The following is a 24,753-nucleotide window of genomic DNA, read 5'->3' as shown; positions in this document are numbered from 1 at the left end:
GAACGCCTTAGGTAGCAATATAGCAATGCAACTGCGCTCAGGCGTGGTGCATTCTTGTTAGTTACCTGAGGTTTCCGTCCGAGGCTGCCTCAAAGCTGAACGCAATAAGGTGCATCACGCCCTTGTTGTGTGCAGCGGATTGATAGTGAAGCGTGCAATGAACCAACTATCAATCCATATTATGGCAAACAAGACACTGAATGCCGCAAAGTCTGCAAAAAAGGATGAATTCTATACGCAGATGGCGGACATAGAGCGCGAGTTGCAGCACTATTGGCAGCATTTCCGCGGCAAGGTGGTGCTCTGCAACTGCGACGACCCCTACGAAAGCAACTTCTTCAAATATTTTGCCCTGCGTTTCAACCAACTCGGGCTGAAAAAACTCATCTGCACCTGCTACAACGGTTCACCCGTAGCAGGTACACAACTATCCCTCTTCGGACTTGATACCGAAGGCAACGAAAAGAAGATTGCCTACAAAGTAGAGATATCCGAAGTAAAGGACGTGAACGGAGACGGGGCAGTGGATCTCGCTGACGTGGAGTACCTGATTCAAAACGACAAGAATGTGCTTTCGGAACTCAAGGGCAACGGCGATTTCCGCTCAAAGGAATGTATAGAACTCCTCAAACAGGCAGACATCGTCGTTACCAACCCGCCCTTCTCACTATTTCGGGAGTATGTGGCACAACTTATGGAGTATGGGAAGAAGTTTTTGATAATAGGCAACGTTAACGCATTAACATATAGGGACATTTTCCCACTCATTAAAGAAAATAAGATGTGGATAGGTCCGAGTATAACAAGTGGTGATAGGAAATTTAATGTTCCAGATGATTATCCATTAAATGCAGCAACTTGTGGCATTGATGATGATGGAAGGAAGTATATAAGAGTAAAAGGAGTAAGATGGTTCACAAATATGGATCATAACAAGCGTCACGAAGAACTCGATTTAGTTTGCCGCTACTCCCCTGAAGAATACCCTCAATATGACAATTACGACGCAATCAATGTAGATAGAACGTCTGACATCCCTTGTAACTATGATGGAATAATGGGAGTTCCTATAACTTTCCTTGACAAGTATTGCCCAGAACAATTTGAAATAGTAAATGCCAATGATTATTCCAAGAAATATGCCAATATAAATATTAAAGATGTAGTTTCAAAAGAAGTAGAACTGCTCTCGCCAGGTGCTGATGGTTGGCATATAAATGGTAAAAAGAAATATGCACGAATTTTCATCCGCAACAAACACCCCCAAATGCCATGATGACGATAAAACAAATAGAAGTAACAGTAAGAGATATAACTACTGGTTATATCAATAACGATGAGCAAGGTGTGCGTGGTTATAACGGCCAGTTAGATATTCGTCCGCCTTATCAACGTGAGTTCATCTACAGCGACAAGGAGCAGCAGGCAGTGATAACGACCGTGCTGCACGGCTACCCGCTCAACGTGATGTATTGGGTGAAGCGGAGCGACGATGCGGAGTGCCCCTACGAGGTGATGGACGGGCAGCAGCGCACGCTGTCGCTCTGCGAATATGTGGCAGGGAAGTTCTCCTACGACTTCAAGAACTTCTTCAACCTCACCGACGACATCAAGAACAAAATACTCGACTACAAACTCACGGTTTACGTCTGCGAGGGCGAGGCGTCGGAGAAACTTGAGTGGTTCAAGACCATCAACATCGCCGGCAAACCACTCAACGAACAGGAAATAAACAATGCCGTGTATGCCGGACCATTCGTGAGTGATGCCAAGCGCCATTTCTCAAAGTCGAACTGCGGCGCATACCGCTTGGGGAAAGACCTTGTGGACGGCACGCCCATACGTCAGGACTTCCTGAAAAGAGCACTCGAATGGATGGCAGACCATGAAACGCGCGAAGGAAAGCGACAGACGCCCGTGGGATACATGGCAGCACATCAGCACGACCCTAACGCCAACAACCTCTGGACATACTTCCAGAACGTGCTCAACTGGGCACAGACCAACTTCGACATGAAGAAGTTCCGGCGCATCATGAAAGGGCTCGACTGGGCGCTCTACTACGATAAATACCGTTCAGAAACCCTCGACGCTGCCGATCTCGGCAAGCGTATCTCAGAACTCATGACAGATGGCGAAATACAGCGACAGAAAGGCATCATACCCTACGTCCTGACAGGCGACGAGCGCTTTCTCGACCTACGAGCATTCCCTCAAAATATCAAACTCGCCGTATGGGAGAAACAAAACCACATCTGCCCACACTGCGGAAAGGAATACGACTTTGAATTCATGGAGGGCGACCACATCACCCCCTGGCGGGATGGCGGGCTAACCGTCATCGAAAACTGCCAGATGCTCTGCCGCGAATGTAATCGCAGGAAGGGTGCGAAGTAAAGCAAAAGAAAAGATAGAGGTTAGGAATAAAAGACTCGCGAAGCGACTAAAGTAAATCTAGTGCCTCTGTCGAGGCAGAAATAATACAAATCATACAAATCTCACAAATAAATAAATTTTGAAAGATTGGTGTCCGTTAGCCGCGGAGCGGCGATACAGCGTAGGCAGGGGTGGAAGGAGCGAAGCGACTGAAACCCCTGTTATGTACAGAACAACACAGTGAGCCCAGTATGGGCGACACAGGAATTAAGAGATTAAACATCATATTATATTCATCGTGTGCAAATGTATCGTTATTTGTTTTTTTCTGTAGCACCCCTATGGGGTTTATGTTTCTTATACGCTGAAAAACAGGGGTTTCAGTCGCTTTGCTCCTTCCACCCCTGCCTATGGTTGTAACGTCCTTACAGGACTACTATGCAACAAAAAACTAATTTCTTATATCGAACTCACGTTAAAAAGAAGTGCCGCTTGCGTGGCAGACTTTTTTGAACGCGAATTACGCGTAATCGAGCTCTGCTCGCTTGCTACCGCAAGAATTTCGCGAAGCCTTTCGGGATATTTTATCGCGTGTTGTGAAATTACGCTAATTTTATCATTGCTTCGCTCGATGGATTACGCGAAGCCATTCGGCATAGAAGCTATTTATTTCCGCTGCACAAACATTCTGCAAGCCTTCGCGTAATCGCCGCGCGAAGCGTTGGCAAAATTTGCGTCATTTTCATGCCGCATGGATTCGCGAAATTAGCGTAATTCGCGTTCAAATAAAAAAGCCAAGCGTTTAACTTGGCTGGAATGAGACGCGGTCTCTAAAGGTTAATCCACCTCTCACGCTGTAAAGGTACAAAAAATCCGTTACTTCCAACAAAAGTAGCGGATTTTTCATTCTAAGGCTGTTTTTGCTTAGATGCCATCTTTTTTTCCACAATTGAAATAGTTTCTTATAAGAAGATACCCAAAAATATAGGCTTATTGTGCAGATTATCGCACCAGCACCTTCTTACCGCTACCGCTAATGTTTATTCCCTTGGTTATGCCATGTTGACGAACACCTTGAGGTGAATACCATTTCTCATCGGTTATTGTGGAATTTACTGTATTTACACCACTGACATTCTTGCTCCGTAGCGTATTAAAATGCACAATGACGGGGTAATGGTCGCCAAGAGGTTCACCATCGACAGTATAGCCCGCCTTGTCCATTTCATAACTCACAGGAATGATGGTGTAGTCAGCATCCGTTGGATTGATATAGATAACCTTGTCGAGAAGTTCATCTTTTTGCGGCTCATCGCCAAGTTTCGGATAAATACCATTTCTCTGCAAGGTTACCCATGCGTCGCCGGAAGTTGCGCGTCCTGTAGCATTTATGGCATTGATAAAGACAGACTCTACAGAATCCTTGTGATAAAGACTGTTCATGTCGCCAACAACAACAATGGGACGACTGTCGAGATGCACGAGGATATGGTCGCGCAACTGTTCCCACTGTGATTGCCGCGCTTCACGGTCTTTTACGTCGTTACCTAAACGCTCGTCCCTGAGGCTGCTTGCATCCATGTGCATATTATATACCACCAGTTGCTTGCCATTTTCTAAAGTCATTTCATGGCGGCGGAAGCCTTTAGTCACGATATCATCGAATTCGTGGCTGAACTTACCGAAACTTTTCTCCCATGCCACACGCTCGTAGGCAGTTGACTGACTATTCTTCTTCCACGACATATTCAGTCCGTCGCATGGCAGTTTGATATTTTGCGGGTGTATAAAGTCGCAGTCTTGCATTTCTTCGAAAATGACACCTCCGGTCCACTCGTCGTGGTCATAATTGGCAAAGAGATGCGACCAAATCTCCCAACGATAATTAAAATCTTCCTGCATAGCAATAATGTCGCAATCCTTGCTCAAGATGTATTTACTTATTGCTAAACTGCCATCAGACTTTGGACCATCCTTGTTGACGTCGAACATCAGGAATTTTCCGGGCAGTCCGTCCACATTGAGCGTCATAATGCTGAATGTTCCGTCTTCGGTTTGCGCCATGCTGACACTTGTTGCCATTGCAACAACGTAGGCTACTATCGTTAATATAATCTTTTTCATATTTTAGTGCTTTTGGGATTCGTAAATGTTTACATTATTCTCTTTCAACCAATCCATCAGGAAAAATCTATAATAATCGGTTGTACCGACCATTAGTTTTGTTTGGCGCGGCAACGACTTCTGACTCCTGAGTTTGGCACTTTCACTGGCATCATCAGAAGTAAGATATGAGTATATCTCCATAATTTCCAAAAGCGAAAGTCCGCTGTCATCAGCCATCGTCAACAACTCGATTGTAGTGATTCCCAATGGCTTGAGCTTCTCGTCGAGCGATGCAATAAGAGAGAAAATATCGCCAAGTCCGCCACCTTCGCCCATACGCTCTTTTACAATCTTCTTAACATCAATGCCTGCGTCCTCAAGTTTGTGGATAATACCCATTGGTGTGACGTCTTTCACTAAATCTGCATAATGCGTATTGAGCTCTCCGTCATAGTAAAGAACCGGTAAGGCTGAAACAGTAGCAATTAGGTTCATAAAATAAACAATACCTCCCACTACAGTATGACCTTTGGATGGAATCACAAAGTTGGTTTGCAGGTGCGTCTGCTCGGGCACAATGCTTTTCTTGAAACAGCCGTCATAATTGGACAGGAAATTTATCAAAGCCCTGCAACTGTTCACAGGAACCGTCTCATCTTTGAAAAGATTGAACACAAAGTAGTTCTGCGTTGTGTCGGGCTGCCAATCATTCTTTAATGCGACATCACGCATGGACTTTTTTATAAGAGAAACCACCGGAGAAGAAGACTTCAACAGTGTATCCTGCACGACATCAGTGAGGGCAAGTCCTTTCAACGCATCTTTGATGTCCTGTGTGGTATATTTACCGGAATGCATCCATTCATCGAACTTTGACGCTGCGGGTTCTTTCAACATACTGGGTAAATCAAGTCCCAGACCTGCATTTATATTGTAACTGTCAAGAATCATCAGAATTCCAAAGAGTTCCTTTTCATTATCATCCTTGTCTGAAATAACGTCGTTAAATGCTTCTTCCACATCGAATGGCAGACCGCCAACTATAGTCTTATCAAAGGATATTTCATCCCGATATTTCATATCACGCACCTTCTGTGCGGCAATAGCATCGTATCCGCCTGATGAGTAACCGGCATTGACAAGAAACTTGCCTTGACTGATACCGCGATCATCGAGCAATGCACGAGCGGCTAACAGACAATCAATACTGGCTTGACCATTTGCTTCTCCATAGCAAAAACTCTGTCCCTTGCCTTCAGTGATGCCAAAACCATAAAAGTCGCTGCATACAATGATGTAATTGGGACGTAAAGGATTTGCAAGTACATAGTCTTCACCCGTAGCATAACCCTTTGTCGGTGCATCGTTGAAATTCAACTGGGTGTAGTGGTTGTATAGTATGATACCGTCAACAGGTTGTTCACCCGAATAGACGTCTGCGGGAATTGCTACATAACCACTCAGTTCCGTCGGATTGCCTTTAGGATCCTTCGATGGATAGGCAATGTCTATACGATGTACCGGACGACTGTAGAGATTGATGCCCTCATAGCCAAATTTCCAGATAGTATCGGTCTCATGGATAATTCTGATTTCTCCTATTGTTATTTGTGCAGACAAAAGTTGGGGGCACAAACAGAGTGCGAGACCCATTAGTAATGATTTTATCTCCATATCAAGTTGTTTTAGAATATTAAAATACAAATTTATATATATATTTTTTAAAAGACAGTCCCTTTGTAAAAAAAAAACGATTCCGCAACCATTAGCGTGAAACGACATTTCAGAATCAATAATGAAAGACAGCAATTACAGGCAGGTGGTCACTCGTCCCGCCGCGATAGTATGTACCGTAGTAGGTGTGTCGGGGTTTTACCGATTTGCCGTTCTTGTCCTTTTCAAGCAGGAAAGGGATGTCGTCAACGATTCGACAGTCGTCATACGAAGTCCGCAGTCCCCTACCCTGCAAAAGATTGCCGCTGACTATTATCTGGTCGAGTTGATTCCACCTGCCGCGATACTTGTACGTGCCCTTTATGCCGTTGCGCCCTTTCTTCCGTGCCGTCAGCACATAAAGCCCTCGCGGGTCTGCCTCGCCTTTATAGTCGAAACCTGCACGCGCCCGCAGGCCGTGTCGGATGCTGTTGTCTCTGTATTCGTCGTTAAAATCGCCCACAAGTATGATTTTGGCATCAGGCTCCGAAACAAAGAGCGAATCTAAGAATTGCATGATAGTCCGCGCTGCCCTCATGCGGTAATCCTGTGTTACCAGTTTGCCGCCACGCCGACTGGGCCAGTGATTGACGAAGATGTGCAGCGTATCGCCACTCGCCGCCATACCGCACACATGGAGAATGTCGCGCGTAGGGCGCTCAATAGAGTCATAAGGAACAGAAATGGTGTCAACCGACAGGGGCAGAAAACGCTCCGGTTGATACAATAGCCCAACGTCTATGCCGCGCACGTCGTTGCTCGATGTGGCAATATACTTGTAACCTAATCGCCGCAGCATCGTCCGTTCCGTGAGGTCGCGTAGCACAGAATCGTTCTCCACCTCGCACACCCCGATGACATCCACTGGCTGCGTCTGTCCCATGCCCGCTATGGCGCGGGCAAGGTTAGCAAGTTTTGTCCGGTACTTCCGGGAATCCCATTCACGTTCGCTGGCAGGAAGGAAACCTTCATCTGTTTTGCCTGCATCATGGATAGTATCGAACACATTCTCCATGTTGTAATGCGCCACACGAAACCAACGCTGCCCGGAAACTGTCTGCGACAGGAGCGAGAGCAAAATGAAGATGATAATGGTGTAGCGGCTATTCATTGTGGTAGGGTTCTCCTTTCAGTATGGTCATGGCACGATAGTATTGCTCCGCAAAGAAAAGGCGTACCATCTGATGAGTAAAGGTCATCTTCGACAGCGAAATCATCTCGTTCGCCCGTGCATATAGTTGTTCTGAAAAGCCAAAGGCTCCACCAACGACAAATACCAGCCGCCGCGCACCACTGTGCATCTTCTTCTCAAGGTATCCGGCAAATTCCACACTACGCATCTCCTTGCCCTTTTCATCGAGCAGCACAACACAATCGCCTTCTTGCAGCAGGCGCATAATAGCCTCACCTTCCCTGTCCTTCACATTCCGTGAGGACTGCCCCTTGACAGCTTTCACATCGGGAACCACCTCCATCTGAAGCGGCACATAATGCGACGAACGCCTGAGGTATTCTGCCGTCAATGCCTCGATGCGTTTATCGGTGGTCTTTCCTGTTACGATGAGCAATACTTTCATAACTGAACTACTTTGTAAGGCAAAGATAATGCTTAATCAGAATAAAATTCGTATTTTCGCCGCCCAAAACAACAACAGAATTATGCCATTAGAAATAGAAACTATACCAAAAGAGTTGCCCTCTACAGACCAAATGACAAGTTTGCTCGACAAGTTGATGGACATTGGCGTCAGCGCCGGGAAGAACATCATTGTAGCGATTATCATTATAGTCGTAGGAAGGCTTATTATAAAGTTTATCAATAGGCTTATCCGAAGAATGCTCGAGAAGACCAAGATTGACGCGGCGGTGCAGAGTTTCATCCGAAGTCTGGCAAACATGGTGCTGATGACACTCCTGGTCATCAGCGCTATCGGCGCACTCGGCATAGAAACCACATCCTTCGCCGCACTACTGGCTTCGGGAGCCGTTGCCGTCGGTATGGCGCTGTCGGGCAATCTGCAAAACTTTTCTGGAGGAATCATTATTCTGATTTTCAAGCCATACCGCGTTGGCGACTTCATCGAAGTGGATGGCAAGACAGGAAAGGTGGAGGAAATACAGATTTTCCATACCATACTGCGACAAATCGACAACCAGATTATCTACATACCCAACAGCACCATGAGCACTGCCACCATCATCAACAAGACACGGGAAGGCACACGACGCATTGAGTGGACTATTGGTGTGGCGTATGGCACAGACCTGAAAGAAGTGGAGACAGCCGTCAACGATGTTCTTGATAAAAACGAATACATTCTGAAAGAACCAGCATGGAGCGTCATGGTGAATGAAATGGCAGACAGCAGCGTCAGCCTGAGTATCTACGCCTGGGTAAAGAGCGAAGACGTCATCATCGCCAAATCAGTCATCTATGCTGAAATCTACAGACAGTTCCAACAAAAAGGCATAGAAATACCATTCCCGCAACGCACCGTGCACATCGTGAAGGAATAATCTGAAATTTTTAAATCAAAAAAGTATCGGTTTTGTTGGTGTATAAGAAAAATATTATGTATTTTTGCACCCCAAAGTGGACTGAAATATAAAAATAACAATAAAAATACCAAAACCAAAAAATGATCATTGTACCCGTTAAGGAAGGCGAAAACATCGAACGCGCCCTCAAGAAATTCAAGAGAAAATTCGAAAGAACAGGTGTAACGAAAGAACTTCGCCGTCGTCAGCAGTTTACGAAGCCTTCTGTAAAGAAGCGCCTCGCCATGGAGCATGCTGTATATGTTCAGCAGTTGCATCAGAATCAGGACTAAGCGAATTTAGTTCTCTTGAAACAGAAAAGGGTGCCGTGCAAATGTGTACGGCATTTTTTTGTAACTGATTGTAGCAAAACCTATTTTGCAAAATCCAAAAATGTAACATATCTTTGCAGTACAAGGCACAACCAACGGCATTATGGACCACATCAACGAATTTCTCGAATACCTCATAGCAGAGAAGGGCTATTCTCAGCAAACGGTAATAACATACAGAACCGCAATAAGCGATTTTGTAAACTTCGTTGCTGCATTGGACGAAGACCTCGACTGGAACAGCATAGACGTGGACATCATACGTCGATGGATAGCACAGCGCCGGGAAAACGGCACAGATGCAAGAACGGTGAAAAAGCAACTCAGCGCACTCCGTACCATGTATCGATACCTTATGATTATGGGCATTACTGACAAAAATCCGGCACGCCTCGTAACCAATCCGAAGGTAGCCAAACGCTTGCCCACATTCCTGAAGCAAAGCGAAATGGACAGACTGTTCGACGACACAGAGTTCGACGACAACTTCGAAGGACACCGCGACCACCTCATACTACTTACGTTCTATTCCACCGGCATACGTGTTTCCGAATTGGCAGGGCTCAACACGTCATCGCTCAGCCTTTCCGGCAACGAAATGAAAGTACTGGGCAAACGCAACAAAGAGCGCATAGTGCCTTTCGGAGAAGAAATGCACAACGCACTGAAAGCATACATCACAGAACGAAGCAAACTAAGCCGCATAGGAAATGAAGAAGCATTGTTCATCGACAAAAGGGGGTTCAGACTGACCGTACCGAAAATCAGGAACATAGTAAAAAAACGCCTCACGCTGGTCACCAACCAAAAGAAACGCACACCCCATACCCTGCGCCACACTTTCGCCACCGTCATGCTGAACAACGGAGCCGACATACGTGCCGTGCAGGAATTGCTCGGGCACGAAAGTCTCGAAGCAACGGAAGTATATACCCACCTCTCCTTCGCCGATATGCGCAAGGAATACGAAAAGGCGCACCCGCGCGAAAAACACGATTCATAGCCACAGATTAAGATAAAGAAAAAAAGGCACCAAACTGATGCCTTTTTCATGTTTACCAAGTTGCTACCTGACAATTTTCTTTCCGTTGACGATGTAAATGCCATGTGGCAACTGGCGAAGACTCACATTCTCAAGTTTTCTTCCATCGATGGTGTATATCGCATCGACCGTCTTGCCCGTCTGCAGCGTCTGAATAGCCGTGATGTCCGGATCTTCTTTAGGCTCCGGCTCAGGAAGCAACTGATTAAGGTAGGCGATGTTACGCTTATACCATTCGCCCACATAGTTCACTTCGGCTTCCAATTCTTGCAACTTAGGCATTTTGTAGGTTGTAGTATTTTCACTCCACAGATTCATTTCGCGCTGCCAGGCACCCGACTCAACGAACAGGTCCTTATATGCGTTCATCTTACTCATGAGCGAATCGTAAGAGAATTCCACATCTTTGTGCTCATGCCAGTATGCACGAAGACTGTCGCGGAATCCGAGAAGATTTCTCGAAAACAGTTTTGACAATGGCAACACACGGGTAACGTAAGTGGTATCAGCCACAACATCATGATAACTGCCATCCCAGTAACCACCGAGAGAACTGTCCATGTCCCATACGGTGAAGAGCATACATTGTCCGAACTTCTGGATATTCTTCGTACTGAGATACATATTCTTCATGCCGTTGTCCTGAAGGTTGTAAGCCAACTGGAGCATCACATAATGCAACACATTGTCGAAATAATAGTGGTCAGCAAATGTGGCACAGAATACCGAATCAGAACGGTTGTTGTAATTGATCAGGTTGCGCAACGGAATCCATGCCGCCTGAGTGGGGTGCTCATCGGGATACATAAGTTCCCAGTTCTGCCACGTTACACTCGAAAGAGGTGGCGTTCCGCTGCTACTCTTCAGATATACCGCGTCGCCCCACTGTTTGCCCTTGTAGAGCAGACCGCGCTGAGTGTAGGTTGCAGTACCGCCCGTCGTATCTTCAAGCACTTTTGTCAGATTCAGCAACTTACGGTTAATTTTGTCGGTAAAGCAGTAAATGCCGTGATACTTGCCGTTGAGAACCACTTCCACGAACTTGCCCACCGTACCGTTGCGCTGGTTATAGTTCGATGAATACGGCAGTTTGTCTATTTCGTTCCAGACGTCGAAACAGATGCGGTTACGCATTCGTACACGGTCGATAGCCATCGCGTCGAGTATCCAGGTGTGGTCTTCCCTGAGCCCCATGATGTTGGCATCATAATCCGTGGCAAAATCTTCTTCAAAGAGTTTCACGTTGTACGACTTCTTGCCATAACGCTGAGCAGATGCACCGCGGTATTTATAACCGGCTGTAAACGTGGTATCTTCTTCAGTTGTATTTCCGTCGTTCACACGGAAAGAGCCTTGAGAGTATGTACTGGAATTAACACTACTCACATTTATTTCCACAACCGGCATGAATGTCAGCAACAACTTGTAGGGTCCTGCCTCACTTCCATCGCTACCTTTCAGGGTAAAAGTGAGCGGATTCTCACAGGAGAAATCCTTCACCGCAAAGCGTGTATTTTGATTTATAGCGTCGTCCACTACCATTTGATAGGAAACTTCGTCTTCTATGCCTTCGAAAGTAATATTACCGACAAAAGTACTCTTTCCCATATAGGTTTGCGAAATAGGCAAAAGATAGGACTGGCTCGTTCTGTCATAAATCAACCGCTTGCCATTTACGCGTAAATAGTTGACTGCCGTTTTAGCAACAGGACCTGTGGGAAGTTCTTCACCGCTCCTGTCGAAGAAGCGAAAATAAACATCGGTCTGGTTCTCTTCCAAATCGCCCATGTAAACATATCCGTCTATATAGACATTGCTGCCTTCGCCATATCTTTCAACTTTCACATGAAGATACTTTTCTGGTGCAGCGGCATTCCTGATTGTATAACAACCATTTGCAGCCTCTATTATCCATCTTGAACTGTCATTCTTTACCGTGCTTTGAGCGGTAAGCGCGTCATCGTAGCCTGTGCTTGTATTCGAACCATAACCGATAGTGTACGTCTTCCTCGTGTATGTGAGGTATTTGTTTTCTCCCTCATTCTTTATGGTCCAATAGTTTCCCGACTTTTCAAACTTCCACCATACGATGCTGTAGATGTCGTAATTGTTCGTCTTGAAATAATAGAATTCGTATTCGCCATCCCAAGAATACATATAAAGCGCTCCATCGTTCAGGCTTTCTTCAACAGAAATTCTATAGCTTGTATTGCTGTCGAAGTTTTGCGCGGACACTGGAAGAGCAAGCGCTATCATCAAAAAAAGAATTATTTTCCGCATTTTCCTGATTTTTTTGCAAAGATAAAAAATATCTGACACTTTATTTGAGCGAATAGAAATATTAATATTTTTTCATTCTGTATTATGCTGATTTTCTTTGAGTTACAAGATTTTGTGATATTTTTAAAAAAATTATTTAAAAAAAGGTGGGGAAATGTGGGGAAAAGTGTTTAATTTTGTACACAAAACTAAAAAAGGATGATGTTTACTGGTTCGATAGAAGCAAAACTGGATGAGAAAGGCCGCGTGTTTTTCCCTTCCTCTTTTCGCAAACTCCTGCCCGAGAGCGAGCGAGAGTTTGTCCTGAAAAGGGACATCTATCAACCTTGCCTCGTTGTGTTCCCCATGTCCGCATGGCAATCGGAGGTAGAAGTACTGCGCACTAAGTTGAACAGATGGAATCCGCAGGAGGCTATGATTTTCCGGCAGTATCTTAGCGACGCTGAGCAGTTCCAACTCGATTCAAACGGACGCTTCATCTTACCTAAGCGCCTGCTCGCCTTTGCAGGCATTGACCACGCTGTCACTTTCGTAGGAATGGACGACCGCATCGAAATCTGGGCAAAGCGCGAAAACGACTTCATTGCACCGGAAGACTATGCCAAGGCTGTCGAAGCACTTTTAGGAGGAAAAACGGAATAATCGGTCGCAAACTGAAAAACTTTCTCAATGATGACTTACCACGTACCGGTACTACTAAAAGAAAGTGTTGAAGCACTCAATATCAGACGCGATGGCATTTACGTTGACCTGACATTCGGAGGAGGAGGACACAGCAGAGAAATTCTGAAGCATTTGGGAAAGGAGGGCAAACTCCTGGCGTTCGATCAAGATGCTGACGCCGAAGCCAACATACCGGAAGACGAGAAATTTACCTTCGTCAGAAGCAATTTCCGCTTTCTCAGAAATTGGCTCAGATATTACGAAATCGAACACGTCGATGGCATACTGGCAGACCTCGGAGTATCAAGCCACCATTTCGATGATGAGACGAGAGGTTTTTCGTTCCGCTTCGATGCGCCACTCGACATGAGAATGAATCAAGCAGGAGGAATAAACGCCGCTGATGTGCTCAACACCTACAAGGAGGAACAACTCTGCCAGATTTTCCGACTCTACGGAGAACTGAAAAACGGCAGAAGATTGGCTGCAGCCATCACAAAGGCAAGAGTTTCGGAACACATTGAAACAGCCGGACAACTCATCGAAACCGTAAGACCCGTCATCGGGAGAGAACGCGAAAAAAAGGAGTTGGCAAAGGTGTTCCAAGCACTGCGCATAGAGGTAAACGGCGAAATGGTTGCACTGCAAGAGATGCTCAAAAGCACTATCGATGCATTATGCACAGGAGGACGACTCGTGGTGCTGACATACCACTCGCTCGAAGACCGCATGGTAAAAAACTTCATGAAGAGTGGAAATGCTGAAGGGGCAGTTGAACAGGATTTCTTCGGAAACAGGATTGTACCGCTCAAACCGGTAAACAACAAAGTGATTGTTCCTGACACAGAAGAGCAGGAAAGGAACCCGCGAAGCCGCAGTGCAAAACTGCGCATCGCGCAGAAAGTCTGAGGACAAACATTCTGAGGACAAACTAATAAAAGGAAAAAAGGAAAAACAAGGAAAAGGAAAAAGGTAAAACAAAGCAGGGAGACAAATCAAAAAAGTTCTTCCTGCTTAGGGAGAAAAAGGAAAATGACGGACGACTTAGAAATCAGGAAAAAGGAAAAGGAAAGAATTCTCTCAAGAGAGAAAGCAAATGAAAAAGCAAGGAAGGCCTTGCACGACACAATCGACATCAACAACGAGCAGCGTACAAAACTCACGCTCAAATCGGTGTTAGGGGGAGATATGCTCAGCGGACAGTGGTTCAGAAAGTACATCTTTTTTATCGTATTTTGCGTAGTGCTGACACTCATCTTCGTCAGCAACAGATACGCATACGACAACGCAGAAATTGAGCGGAAACACCTCTGCGACACACTTGAAGACAGAAATTACAAATTGCTCACTGCTCAAAATCTAATCACATCAACAAAAGGCACTGTCAAGGAAGATTCAGCGCCAAATGTAAAACACACCAACAAACCCATGTACAGTCTCGAAACAGGCGAAGGGGATAAAAAAGAAGAAAAGGAGGATTAAAAAATGAGATTTCCATCAAGCAAAGTTATACCAAGATATATCGTCATCGCTATTGTTTTCATAGCGACAGCCGTTGCCATTCTGGCTAAGGCAGGCTACACCATGACAGTGGAGCGCAAATACTGGACTACAGTGAAAGACTCTTCCAACAACAGAATTATCACCATACCGCCTTCACGCGGCAATATCTATGCCGATGGAGGAGAAGTACTCGCTGCAACAGTGCCGGCATACGACATCTACCTCGACTTTATGTCATACGAGAAAGACACACTCAACAGAAGAAAAAAAGACCAGCACAAGCGCGACTCTGTACTCTATGCAAAAGTGGATTCTGTCAGCGAACTACTGGCAGAAGTGTTAAAGGACAAAACGGCAGAAGAATACAAAGCACACATTCTCAAAGGAAGAGAGAATAATGCCAGACACCTCAAACTCAACGGCAAAAGATACATCAACTACACACAGTACAGCCAAATCCGATCGCTCGCAAAGATTAGGTGGTTCAACTTCAATGCTGAGAAACACATCAGGCGATGCTACCCGTACGGAAACTTGGCAAAACGTACAATAGGACGATTCTATGCAGGAAAAGATACTGCAATGTATGGACTGGAAGTAGGGCTCGATACAATACTCAGAGGCACGCCAGGTAAGGAAATCAAAGAAAAGAAATACAACTCCACGGTCAACATACCCATCACACCTGTTGTTAACGGTTGCGATGTGCACACCACTCTCAACGTCGTGATGCAAAACATCGTGGAAGAAGCACTCAGAGAGAAACTGGAAGAACTCAGTGCCGAGTATGGATTGTGCATACTTATGGAGGTGGAAACAGGAGACGTTAAGGCTATCACAACGATAGGCAGGGCTAAAGATGGGAAATACTACCCCATACAGAACTGGGCACTCTCACAACGTCTTGCACCGGGATCCGTATTCAAACCCATGTCCTTCCTCGTGGCATTCAACGATGACAAAATAGAACTCAACACTCCCGCCAACGCAGGAAACGGCACACATAAGTTCTACGACAGGACAATGCGCGATGCCAGTTGGAGAAACGGAGGAGCAGGAATGATAACAGTGGCTGAAGCCATAGAACGCTCTTCAAACGTTGCCGTAAGCACCACAATAGACCGCATCTATCGAAAAGATACCACAGCGTTTATCAATGGTATATATAAATTAGGAGTCGGAGAAGACCTGAAACTCCCCATACCCGGTTATGCGATACCAAAAATCCGACCCAGAATGTGGAGCGGAACAACATTACCTTGGATGAGCATAGGATACGAAACGGAAATACCACCCATCAGCACCCTCACTTTCTATAATGGCATAGCCAATGGCGGAAAAATGGTTCGCCCAAGATTTGTGACACATCTCACCCGGGATGATGAAATCGTAAAGGAATATCCGGTATCCGTCATTCGCCCACAAATGGCAAAACCGGAAGCCATAGCAAACATACAGGAGTGCCTCTCAAGAGTGGTCAAAGGCAAACACGCAACGGGGAAAAAGGCACGCTCCGAAAAATTCGAAATAGCAGGAAAGACGGGAACGGCACAGATATGGTCCGACAAAGGATTCCAGTCGCAATACATCGTCTCTTTTGCAGGTTATTTCCCGGCTGACAAACCAAAATACTCGATGATTGTCTGCATCAAAGAAGGACCCGGTGCATCAGGAGGAGGACATTGCGGACCAGTCTTCAGGAAAGTGGCAGAAAACGTCATGGCGCTCAACCTAAGCACCAACTATGCCTTGGCTACAGACAGCATAAATGCACACATGCCTACCCTCTCTGCAGGCGACATGAATGCCATGGAGCGCATCTTGACGGAACTCAACATCGAGAACGATCTGATTGGCATGAACGACAATTATTATAACTGGGGCAGTTGCAACTACAACAACGATAAAGCCATCCTGGCTACGGAGAACACGTCCGGCAACGTCATGCCGAAAGTCATCGGATATGGACTGAGGGATGCCGTTTTCCGACTTGAAAACCTCGGACTCAAGGTAAAGGCTAAGGGTGTAGGAAAAGTTACTATGCAGAGTATAGCGCCCGGCACAAAGATAGCACGCAATCAGGAGGTCATCATCTGGCTCGGAAACAGAAAAGGAAACGAGAACGACAGTACAATGACTGCCCAAAACAATAAAGACAATCCCCGGAAGGGAAATGGCAACGACCAGCCTAAAACCAAAGCCGTAAACCCGGCAACGCCACAAAAGAATGGCGAGAGAAAGGGCTAAAACCGAAAAAAAGCATAACAAAATATGAAACTATCAACCATCATCGGCAACCTGCAGCCAAAAGTCATAACTGGCGATGCCGAAATTGATATCACAGGAGTGAACATCGACTCCCGACAGGTAAAACCGGGCAATTTGTTCATCGCAGTGAAGGGCACCGTAAGCAACGGACACCAATACATCGCAAAGGCGGTGGAACTGGGTGCTGCGGCAGTACTCGTCTGCGAAGATGTCGAAGTACCGCAAGGCATTACGGTCGTGCGCGTGGACGACACAGAAGATGCCACAGGAAAGGTGGCTACAGCATTCTATGGCAACCCGACAGAACACATCAGGTTGATAGGAGTTACAGGCACAAACGGAAAGACCACCATCGCCACAGTGCTATACAACATGTTCCGGGCAATGGGGCACAAATGCGGACTCATCAGCACGGTATGCAACTACATAGAGGACCGCGAAGTGCCGGCAAGCCACACCACGCCCGACCCCGTCACACTCAACCGGCTGCTCGCAGAAATGGTGAAGGAAGGCTGCGAATATGCATTCATGGAATGTTCGTCGCATGCCATACAGCAAAAACGCATAGGAGGACTCAAATTCGTTGGTGGTATCTTCACGAATCTTACACGCGACCACCTCGACTATCACAAGACGTTCGAAAACTATCGGGATGCTAAAAAGGCATTCTTCGATGGTCTCGACAAGTCCGCGTTCGCCATCACCAATGCCGACGACAAGAATGGTATGATCATGGTACAGAACTGCGCAGCAAAAGTCCTCACCTACTCCACCCGCACTGCTGCCGACCTCAAGGGAAAAATCGTGGAAGAGAGCATCGAAGGCATGCTGCTCGACATCGACGGGCAAGAAGTGAGTGTGCGCTTCGTAGGCAGGTTCAATGTGTATAACTTGCTCGCAGTGTATGGCGCAGCCGTTATGCTGGGCAAGGAAAAGGAGGAAGTGCTGCGCGTGCTCTCATCCCTGCATCCCGTGAACGGACGATTTGAGGCGATACGCTCACCGAAAGGTTTCAGCGCAGTGGTGGACTATGCACACACGCCCGATGCGTTAGTCAACGTCCTTCAGGCGATAAACGACATCAAGAAACAGGGACGTGTCATCACAGTATGCGGGGCAGGCGGCAACCGCGACAAGGGGAAGCGCCCCATCATGGCACAGGAAGCAGCAAAGAACAGCGACCGCGTCATTATTACCAGCGACAACCCACGTTTCGAAAATCCGCAAGACATCATCAATGACATGCTCGCAGGACTTGATGAAGAAATGATGCAGAAAACCATCAGCATCACCGACCGCAGGGAAGCCATACGAGCCGCAGTGATGATGGCACAGCCAGGCGACATCATTCTCGTTGCAGGAAAAGGACACGAGCCATATCAGGAGATAGAAGGAGTGAAACACCACTTCGACGACCACGAAGAAATCAAAAAGGCTTTCGGTATTGATTGAGAAGAAGGGAGCACGTGTAATGAATATTCAAAAACTATTACAGAAGAATAAAATATGCTATACTACATTTTCCGTTTTTTAGGCGACTACGGCATACCCGGATCGGGTATGTGGACATATATTTCCTTCCGTGCACTTTTGGCGCTCATAATTGCACTCGTCATTTCCGCATGGTTTGGAGAGCGTTTCATCAAATACATGAAGCGAAAAAACTTCAGTGAGACACAACGTGACCCTAAAATCGACCCTTTCGGAGAAAAGAAAATCAACGTGCCCTCAATGGGCGGTATCATCATCATCGTGGCGATACTTGTGCCCACGCTTTTGCTGGGACGCCTTAGAAACATATATCTCATACTGATTGTTGTTACTACGGTCTGGCTCGGGCTTGTGGGTTTCCTGGACGACTACATAAAGATTTTCAAGAAAAATAAGGAAGGACTGGCGGGCAGATGGAAACTGGTGGCGCAGATGCTGCTTGGTCTGTTTGTGGGTATTACGCTATACCTCAGTCCTGATGCTACCATCAGGGAAAATATTGAGACTGAAAAAGTGGGCGACAAAGTAGAAGTAGTGCATAAAAACACGCCTGTAAAATCTACGAAGACCACCATTCCGTTTGTCAAGAACAACGACTTCGACTATTCTTCCATCACATCCTTTCTTGGTGAATATCAATCGCTTGGCGGATGGATAGTATTTGTCCTGATGACGATTTTCGTAATCATGGCAGTATCGAACGGGGCTAATCTCAATGATGGCATGGACGGCATGGCGGCAGGAAACTCTGCAATAATATGTATAGCGCTCGGCGTGCTCGCATACGTGTCGAGCCACATACAGTATGCGCAATACCTGAACATCATGTTCATACCGGGAACGGAGGAACTCGTCATCTTCATCAGCGCCATGGTGGGGGCACTGCTCGGATTCCTATGGTACAATGCCTACCCCGCGCAGATTTTCATGGGCGATACAGGGTCACTCGCCATAGGAGGTGTCATTGCTGTGCTTTCAATCATTATACATAAGGAGTTGCTGCTGCCCATCCTTTGCTTCATCTTCTTCATGGAGAGCCTCAGCGTCATCCTGCAGGTGGGATACTTCAAGATTGGCAAGCGAAAAGGCATCAAGCAGAGAATCTTCAAACGCACACCTATACACGACAATTTCCGCGTACTCGACAGTCAGTTAGAGCCCGACTGCAAGTACCTCCTGAAATGGCCCCGCGGAGCATGGCACGAATCGAAAGTAACGATACGTTTCTGGCTCGCAACAATCATTATGGCTGCTGCAACAATCATCACGCTTAAAATCAGATAACAAATCAACGATATGAAACGACTGGTAGTTTTGGGAGCCGGCGAAAGCGGCGTGGGAACAGCCATCCTCGCACAGAAAGAGGGATACGACGTGTTCGTGTCCGACATGGGGTGCATCAAGGACAACTATAAAGAGCAACTCACGGCGCACAGTCTGGCATGGGAAGAAAAACACCACACGGAGGAACTCATCCTCAATGCCGACGAAATAGTGAAAAGCCCGGGCATACCGGGCGACGCACCAATGGTGAAGAAGGCTGTTGAAAAGGGCATTCCAATTCTCAGCGAAATAGAGTTTGCAGGCAGATACACCGATGCCAGGATGATTTGCATCACAGGAAGCAACGGAAAGACCACTACCACGTCGCTCATCTTTCACATCCTGCAGAAAGCAGGATTCAGCGTCGGACTGGCTGGAAACATAGGCAGGAGCATGGCGCTGCAGGTGGCCACCACCTCGCCGGAATGGTTCGTGCTCGAAATTTCGTCGTTCCAACTCGAGAATATGTACGATTTCCGAGCAAACATTGCCGTGCTGCTCAATATCACACCCGACCACCTCGACCGGTACGACTATAAGATGCAAGGCTATGTGGATGCCAAGATGCGCATCATACGAAACCAGCAGCCAACCGATTATTTCATCTATTGGAAAGACGATGAATACATCGAGAAAGAACTGAAAAAATATGATGAAAAGGCACATTTATGCACATTTGCCGACGAAAGGAAGGAGGGCGTAACAGGATATGCGGAAAACGGCAGTTTTGTACTGACTGCGCCCGCAGATTTCACAATGACCGTAGCAGAACTCGCCCTGCAAGGCAGGCACAACGTGCGAAACTCGCTCGCGGCGGCAGCAGCAGCACTCGCGGCAGAAGTGCCGGAGCAGACGATCAGAGAGGGCTTGCAGGACTTCCGGGGAGTGCCGCACAGACTGGAGAAAGTGGGCACAGTGGACGGCGTGCACTACATAAACGACTCGAAAGCCACTAACGTAGATGCATGCTACTATGCGCTCGATGCCATGACCACACCCGTCGTGCTGATTATAGGCGGTAAGGACAAAGGAAACGACTATAATGAGATACTGCCGCTCGTAAAGGAAAAATGCCGCGCACTCGTGTTCCTCGGGGCAGACAATACGAAACTCAAGGACTTCTTCAGGTCCACCGGCATCACCATTGCCGACACGCACAGCATGAAGGACTGCGTAGAGGCATGCAAGGCACTGGCGCATCAGGGCGACACAGTGCTACTCAGCCCGTGCTGCGCAAGTTTCGACCTCTTCAACAACATGGCAGAACGCGGCAACATGTTTAAGGAAATGGTGCTCAACCGAGCAAAATAAGAATATCTATCAGAAAGGAGTTATACAACGATGACTAAAATAACATCAAGAGGCATATTCAAAGGGGATCCCGTCATCTGGACTGTCTTTTTTTTCCTGTGCATCATCTCGCTCATTGAGGTGTACAGCGCAGCAAGCACACTCACATATAAGACCAAGTTCTGGATGCCATTGGTGCAACAGGCCATGTATCTGGGGCTGGGAACATTTTTGGTCATCCTTATACACAACATCCCGTGCAGATTTTTCAAGACCATACCGCTACCGGGGCTGCCTGCCATCTGCCTGATGCTAATCTTTGTGCTCTTCTTTTCTGAAAAAGTGAACGAAGGAGCAAGATGGATAAACGTCTTTGGATTTCAGTTCCAGCCGTCCGAACTGGCAAAGGGGATAGTGGTCGTTTCCGTGGCGCTGTGCCTGTCGTTCAACCAGAAAGAAGAAGGTGCCGACCCGCGCGCGTTCAAGATCATACTTGTCATAACCGGCTTTGTGTGCCTGTTGATCTTCAGCGAGAACTTTTCTACCGCTGCCATACTCTTTGCTGTGGTCATGATGATGATGTTCGTAGGACGTATCCCGATGAAGAGGCTGCTGGCTTTGCTCGGCGTTATTTTTGGAACGATAGCCGTGGCTTTCATACTACTCGTCAGCATACCGAAAGACAGCAAATTCTTCGACACGCTGCCACGTATGAAAACATGGGCTACACGCGTACAGAATTTCGGAAAAGACAGTAAGCCGGAAGACCCCGCAAAATTCCAACTACAGGAGCATGCACAGGTGGGACATGCAAAAATCGCTATCGCCACATCAGGATTTTTAGGAAAAGGACCGGGAAAGTCGGTGGAGCGCGACTTCCTCAGCCAGGCATACAGCGACTTCATCTATGCCATCATCATCGAAGAATTCGGACTACTCGGAGGAGGCATAGTGCTCTTGCTATATATCATACTGCTCTTCCGCTCAGCCATCATAGCGCGACGATGCGAACGAAACTTCCCCGCATTCCTCATACTGGGACTGGCGCTACTCATAGTCTTCCAGGCCTTCATCAATATGGGAGTGGCTGTCGGACTGTTGCCTGTAACAGGACAGAACCTGCCGCTCATCAGCCGCGGAGGAACATCCATCGTATGTACATCGATCTACATTGGCATGATGCTGAGCGTAAGCCGCTATGCACAAAAGACAAAGAAAAAGAACAAAGCGGCCATTGCATCAGAAGAAAACGATGAAGAAATCGAAGAATAAACCATAAAAAAAACAGGAACTTCCGGAACCTCCGGAAAACCCGGAAAATCCGGAACCTCCGCAAAAAAAACAAAATGAAAAAAATAATCCTGATAGCCCTGACCCTTCTCGCAACCACGGCAAGCGCACAAACAAACCACGTGCGCTTCCGTACCACAAAGGGCGACTTCACCGTGGTGCTCTACGACGACACACCCATCCACCGCGACAACTTCCTGCGCCTGGTCAGGGATGGCTATTATGATGGCATCATCTTCCACCGCGTCATCGACAAGTTCATGGTGCAGACAGGCGATTCTTCGTCAAGACACGCCGAAGAAGGCATGCTCTATGGCGACCGCGACGTGCCCTACACGCTGCCGGCTGAAATCATCTTCCCGAAATACTATCACCACAGCGGTGCGCTGGCTGCAGCACGCGAAGGAGACGAAGCCAACCCTGAACGAAGAAGCAGCGGAGCACAGTTCTATGTCGTAACGGGCACACAGCGCATGAGCGAGGACATAGCAGGCATCAGGCGCTGGATGAGAAAAAACAATTTCAACGAACCCAAATGGACAGCCGACATGCTCAGCGACTATGCCACACGCGGAGGTGCACCGCATCTCGACAGCAATTACACCGTCTTCGGAAAAGTAACGGAAGGCATGGAGACCATCGACAAGATACAACGCGCAAAAACCGACGAAAACGACAGACCACTTAAGGACATCAGAATCATAAAAGCGGAAATAATAGAATAAAACCATCTTAAACACCTTATTACATATAGGAAACACCAACGGCGTCTTAACGACGCCGTTTTTTTATTATTGCCATCCACAAAACGGGCTGAAAGCCCGGAAAGCACATAGCCCGGGGAAAAGCCCTGGGAGAATGACATGACGAAAACAGCGCGCTGTAGGCGCAAAAGCACAAACAGTGTTATTGGCGACTGATAAAAGTTCCGGCAAAAATCGCCAGAACACCACTATATAAAGGCGTGCACGCAACTTACGGAAAAATTTGGTCACTATGTTTACACACCCTACCTTTGCATCGGAAAACAAGGGGTGCTCTATAAAGCAATAACTCCTAATTTATAAAACACCCCATATTTCAGGCCTGAATAATTATCAATTTTCCGTTAATTAAATCTGCATGCTGAAGTTATCGCTACGCTCGGAATTATCGGAGTCAACAAAGTTATCGACAATACCGACATGCGGGATGTCAATGACCATCTGTCGTACAAAACATACGTCGTTAACTGCTTTAACTTCATTAATTTCGTTAACTTCAAGAAAAACTTAAATCACTTGAATTAATCATTAAAAAGAACTGTTAACCATGAAAACCTATTATGCACCCGATCTGACAGAATGGATGTTGCGCATACCGTGCGGAAAAGCCGCTGTGTGGTTTCATTTCACAAAAGGCAGCGTTATGGAATGCCGCTGGGATGTCGCCACATATTCCACAGACAATCCGGCAGCCATTGCCATTATCGAAAACAGCATCTACTTCAAACGAGGACAGATACGCCTCGCAAGGGACACGTCAAACTATGTCAAGACCATCTTCCCGCCATTCGAACCTAAGATGACTGAGGAAGATTACGCGCTGGAAAAAACCATGTCAGAGGCACCTGACGTTGAATATGTTCCGCTGTTTTCACCAAAAGGCGATGGCACATATTACTTCAGTAGTTCACAACTTGACAATTACAAGAACGATAAATATGATGATCCGGAAACCATAAAACTGCCTAAGGTCCGCAAAAAGAAGAGACCTGACAAACCGTTACCGGGGTTTGCGCCTATATGCCTGTCCCCGATGCCTGAAGTGCCGAAGGGGCTGATATCTGCACATAAGACTACTAAGCGTAATTCGGCTGCAACTAAAACGACAAAACGTCAGTCGTCTGAGGATACGTTAACGAAAACAGCCATCAGCGCTTCACTAATCAAAAAGAAAGAAAGCCTTAACAACAGACACATGCCATGGCAAGACAACAGGCCCACGGACACCTTCGCCAACAGCCCACCTTAAAAAACAATGGTTAACAGTTCTCTATTCAAGTTGCGTAAGTTGTCATGTATTATATCAGATAGTTTTATTTTCAAGAATTTGAGAACTAAAGAATTTATTTCACTACTAACTACTAACTATCTGAAAAATTATGGATGGAAAACGCTGAACAGAGAATAATAATTCTAAAATTCCTGATAACTCGATAAAAATCACTAACAGAAGATGCAGATTGTACGGAATATATAATTCTAAAATTCCTGATAACTCGATAAAAATCACTAACAGAAGATGCAGATTGTACGGAATATATAATTCTCAAATTCCTGATAACTCGATAAAAATCACTAACAGAAGATGCAGATTGTACGGAATATATAATTCTCAAATTCTCAAATTCTTGATAAAACAATAAATAATCACTTGCGAAAGTTGAGATATTAAAAAAACATCCCCTTCGTGACACGAAGCAAAAAGTCGTACCCGCAAGCGTCATACGTCATATCCGCATACAAACAGAAAAAAACATAAAAGATAGTTTTATTT

At 46.4% G+C, this 24,753-nt stretch carries 20 protein-coding genes; 15 read left to right on the top strand and 5 right to left on the bottom strand.

Annotated features, from left to right (window positions below; all coding sequences use genetic code 11):
• Positions 1–181: 181 nt before the first annotated feature.
• Positions 182–1,276 carry an adenine-specific methyltransferase EcoRI family protein gene (locus C7Y71_RS09295; protein ID WP_111898112.1) on the top strand — a complete coding sequence of 365 codons (1,095 nt, stop codon included), beginning with the start codon at positions 182–184 and terminating at the stop codon, positions 1,274–1,276.
• Positions 1,273–2,397 (top strand): HNH endonuclease family protein, encoded by a 1,125-nt coding sequence (locus tag C7Y71_RS09290; protein WP_226943437.1) that lies wholly within the window; start codon positions 1,273–1,275, stop codon positions 2,395–2,397. Before C7Y71_RS09295 ends, C7Y71_RS09290 begins: the two co-directional genes overlap by 4 nt.
• Positions 2,398–3,378: 981 nt before the next feature.
• Here the strand turns inward: C7Y71_RS09290 and C7Y71_RS09285 are convergent.
• The 4 genes from C7Y71_RS09285 to rlmH form a co-directional block, all read right to left on the bottom strand.
• Complete coding sequence (locus tag C7Y71_RS09285; protein WP_111898113.1) at positions 3,379–4,500, bottom strand: endonuclease/exonuclease/phosphatase family protein; 1,122 nt, start codon at positions 4,498–4,500, stop codon at positions 3,379–3,381.
• Positions 4,501–4,503: 3 nt separating this feature from the next.
• Positions 4,504–6,156 carry an alpha/beta hydrolase family protein gene (locus C7Y71_RS09280; RefSeq protein WP_193215899.1) on the bottom strand — a complete coding sequence of 551 codons (1,653 nt, stop codon included), beginning with the start codon at positions 6,154–6,156 and terminating at the stop codon, positions 4,504–4,506.
• Between the two features lie 115 nt (positions 6,157–6,271).
• A complete protein-coding gene (locus C7Y71_RS09275; RefSeq protein WP_111898117.1) occupies positions 6,272–7,306 on the bottom strand; it encodes an endonuclease/exonuclease/phosphatase family protein in 1,035 nt (344 codons plus the stop codon).
• The gene (rlmH, locus tag C7Y71_RS09270; RefSeq protein WP_111898119.1) at positions 7,299–7,772 is read right to left on the bottom strand and encodes a 23S rRNA (pseudouridine(1915)-N(3))-methyltransferase RlmH; all 474 of its coding nucleotides are present in this window, start codon (positions 7,770–7,772) and stop codon (positions 7,299–7,301) included. Before rlmH ends, C7Y71_RS09275 begins: the two co-directional genes overlap by 8 nt.
• 82 nt (positions 7,773–7,854) lie before the next feature.
• Here rlmH and C7Y71_RS09265 point away from each other — a divergent pair, with 82 nt between their 5' ends.
• From C7Y71_RS09265 to C7Y71_RS09255, 3 genes are all read left to right on the top strand, one after another.
• Positions 7,855–8,712, top strand: a complete 858-nt coding sequence (locus C7Y71_RS09265) for a mechanosensitive ion channel family protein (protein WP_193215898.1) — start codon at positions 7,855–7,857, stop codon at positions 8,710–8,712.
• 122 nt (positions 8,713–8,834) lie between these two features.
• Entirely contained in the window at positions 8,835–9,026 is a 192-nt protein-coding gene (rpsU, locus tag C7Y71_RS09260) for a 30S ribosomal protein S21 (RefSeq protein ID WP_111898122.1), read from the top strand.
• Between the two features lie 142 nt (positions 9,027–9,168).
• Positions 9,169–10,068, top strand: a complete 900-nt coding sequence (locus tag C7Y71_RS09255) for a tyrosine-type recombinase/integrase (RefSeq protein ID WP_111898124.1) — start codon at positions 9,169–9,171, stop codon at positions 10,066–10,068.
• 63 nt (positions 10,069–10,131) lie between these two features.
• Here the strand turns inward: C7Y71_RS09255 and C7Y71_RS09250 are convergent, their stop codons facing one another.
• Positions 10,132–12,387, bottom strand: a complete 2,256-nt coding sequence (locus C7Y71_RS09250) for a CotH kinase family protein (protein ID WP_111898126.1) — start codon at positions 12,385–12,387, stop codon at positions 10,132–10,134.
• Between the two features lie 198 nt (positions 12,388–12,585).
• Here C7Y71_RS09250 and C7Y71_RS09245 point away from each other — a divergent pair, with 198 nt between their 5' ends.
• The 10 genes from C7Y71_RS09245 (at position 12,586) to C7Y71_RS09200 (ending at position 24,228) form a co-directional block, all read left to right on the top strand.
• Complete coding sequence (locus tag C7Y71_RS09245) at positions 12,586–13,029, top strand: division/cell wall cluster transcriptional repressor MraZ (RefSeq protein WP_111898128.1); 444 nt, start codon at positions 12,586–12,588, stop codon at positions 13,027–13,029.
• 27 nt (positions 13,030–13,056) lie between these two features.
• Entirely contained in the window at positions 13,057–13,959 is a 903-nt protein-coding gene (gene rsmH / locus C7Y71_RS09240; RefSeq protein WP_111898129.1) for a 16S rRNA (cytosine(1402)-N(4))-methyltransferase RsmH, read from the top strand.
• A 123-nt stretch (positions 13,960–14,082) separates the two neighbouring features.
• Positions 14,083–14,532: an FtsL-like putative cell division protein gene (locus tag C7Y71_RS09235; protein ID WP_111898130.1), complete on the top strand. Its 450-nt coding sequence runs from the start codon at positions 14,083–14,085 to the stop codon at positions 14,530–14,532.
• Positions 14,533–14,535: 3 nt separating this feature from the next.
• Complete coding sequence (locus tag C7Y71_RS09230) at positions 14,536–16,800, top strand: penicillin-binding protein (protein ID WP_111898131.1); 2,265 nt, start codon at positions 14,536–14,538, stop codon at positions 16,798–16,800.
• 24 nt (positions 16,801–16,824) lie between these two features.
• A complete protein-coding gene (locus tag C7Y71_RS09225; RefSeq protein WP_111898132.1) occupies positions 16,825–18,273 on the top strand; it encodes a UDP-N-acetylmuramoyl-L-alanyl-D-glutamate--2,6-diaminopimelate ligase in 1,449 nt (482 codons plus the stop codon).
• 54 nt (positions 18,274–18,327) lie between these two features.
• Entirely contained in the window at positions 18,328–19,596 is a 1,269-nt protein-coding gene (mraY, locus tag C7Y71_RS09220) for a phospho-N-acetylmuramoyl-pentapeptide-transferase (protein ID WP_111898133.1), read from the top strand.
• 12 nt (positions 19,597–19,608) lie between these two features.
• Positions 19,609–20,946 (top strand): UDP-N-acetylmuramoyl-L-alanine--D-glutamate ligase, encoded by a 1,338-nt coding sequence (gene murD / locus C7Y71_RS09215; RefSeq protein WP_111898134.1) that lies wholly within the window; start codon positions 19,609–19,611, stop codon positions 20,944–20,946.
• A gap of 30 nt (positions 20,947–20,976) precedes the next feature.
• Complete coding sequence (locus C7Y71_RS09210; RefSeq protein ID WP_111898135.1) at positions 20,977–22,197, top strand: FtsW/RodA/SpoVE family cell cycle protein; 1,221 nt, start codon at positions 20,977–20,979, stop codon at positions 22,195–22,197.
• A gap of 74 nt (positions 22,198–22,271) precedes the next feature.
• Entirely contained in the window at positions 22,272–22,940 is a 669-nt protein-coding gene (locus C7Y71_RS09205) for a peptidylprolyl isomerase (RefSeq protein ID WP_111898136.1), read from the top strand.
• 586 nt (positions 22,941–23,526) lie between these two features.
• Positions 23,527–24,228 (top strand): hypothetical protein, encoded by a 702-nt coding sequence (locus C7Y71_RS09200; RefSeq protein ID WP_111898137.1) that lies wholly within the window; start codon positions 23,527–23,529, stop codon positions 24,226–24,228.
• Positions 24,229–24,753 lie beyond the last annotated feature (525 nt).

It is taken from the genome of Pseudoprevotella muciniphila (assembly GCF_003265305.2).
Lineage (GTDB): Bacteria > Bacteroidota > Bacteroidia > Bacteroidales > Bacteroidaceae > Alloprevotella > Alloprevotella muciniphila.
This window is presented reverse-complemented; position numbering and strand designations above follow the sequence as displayed.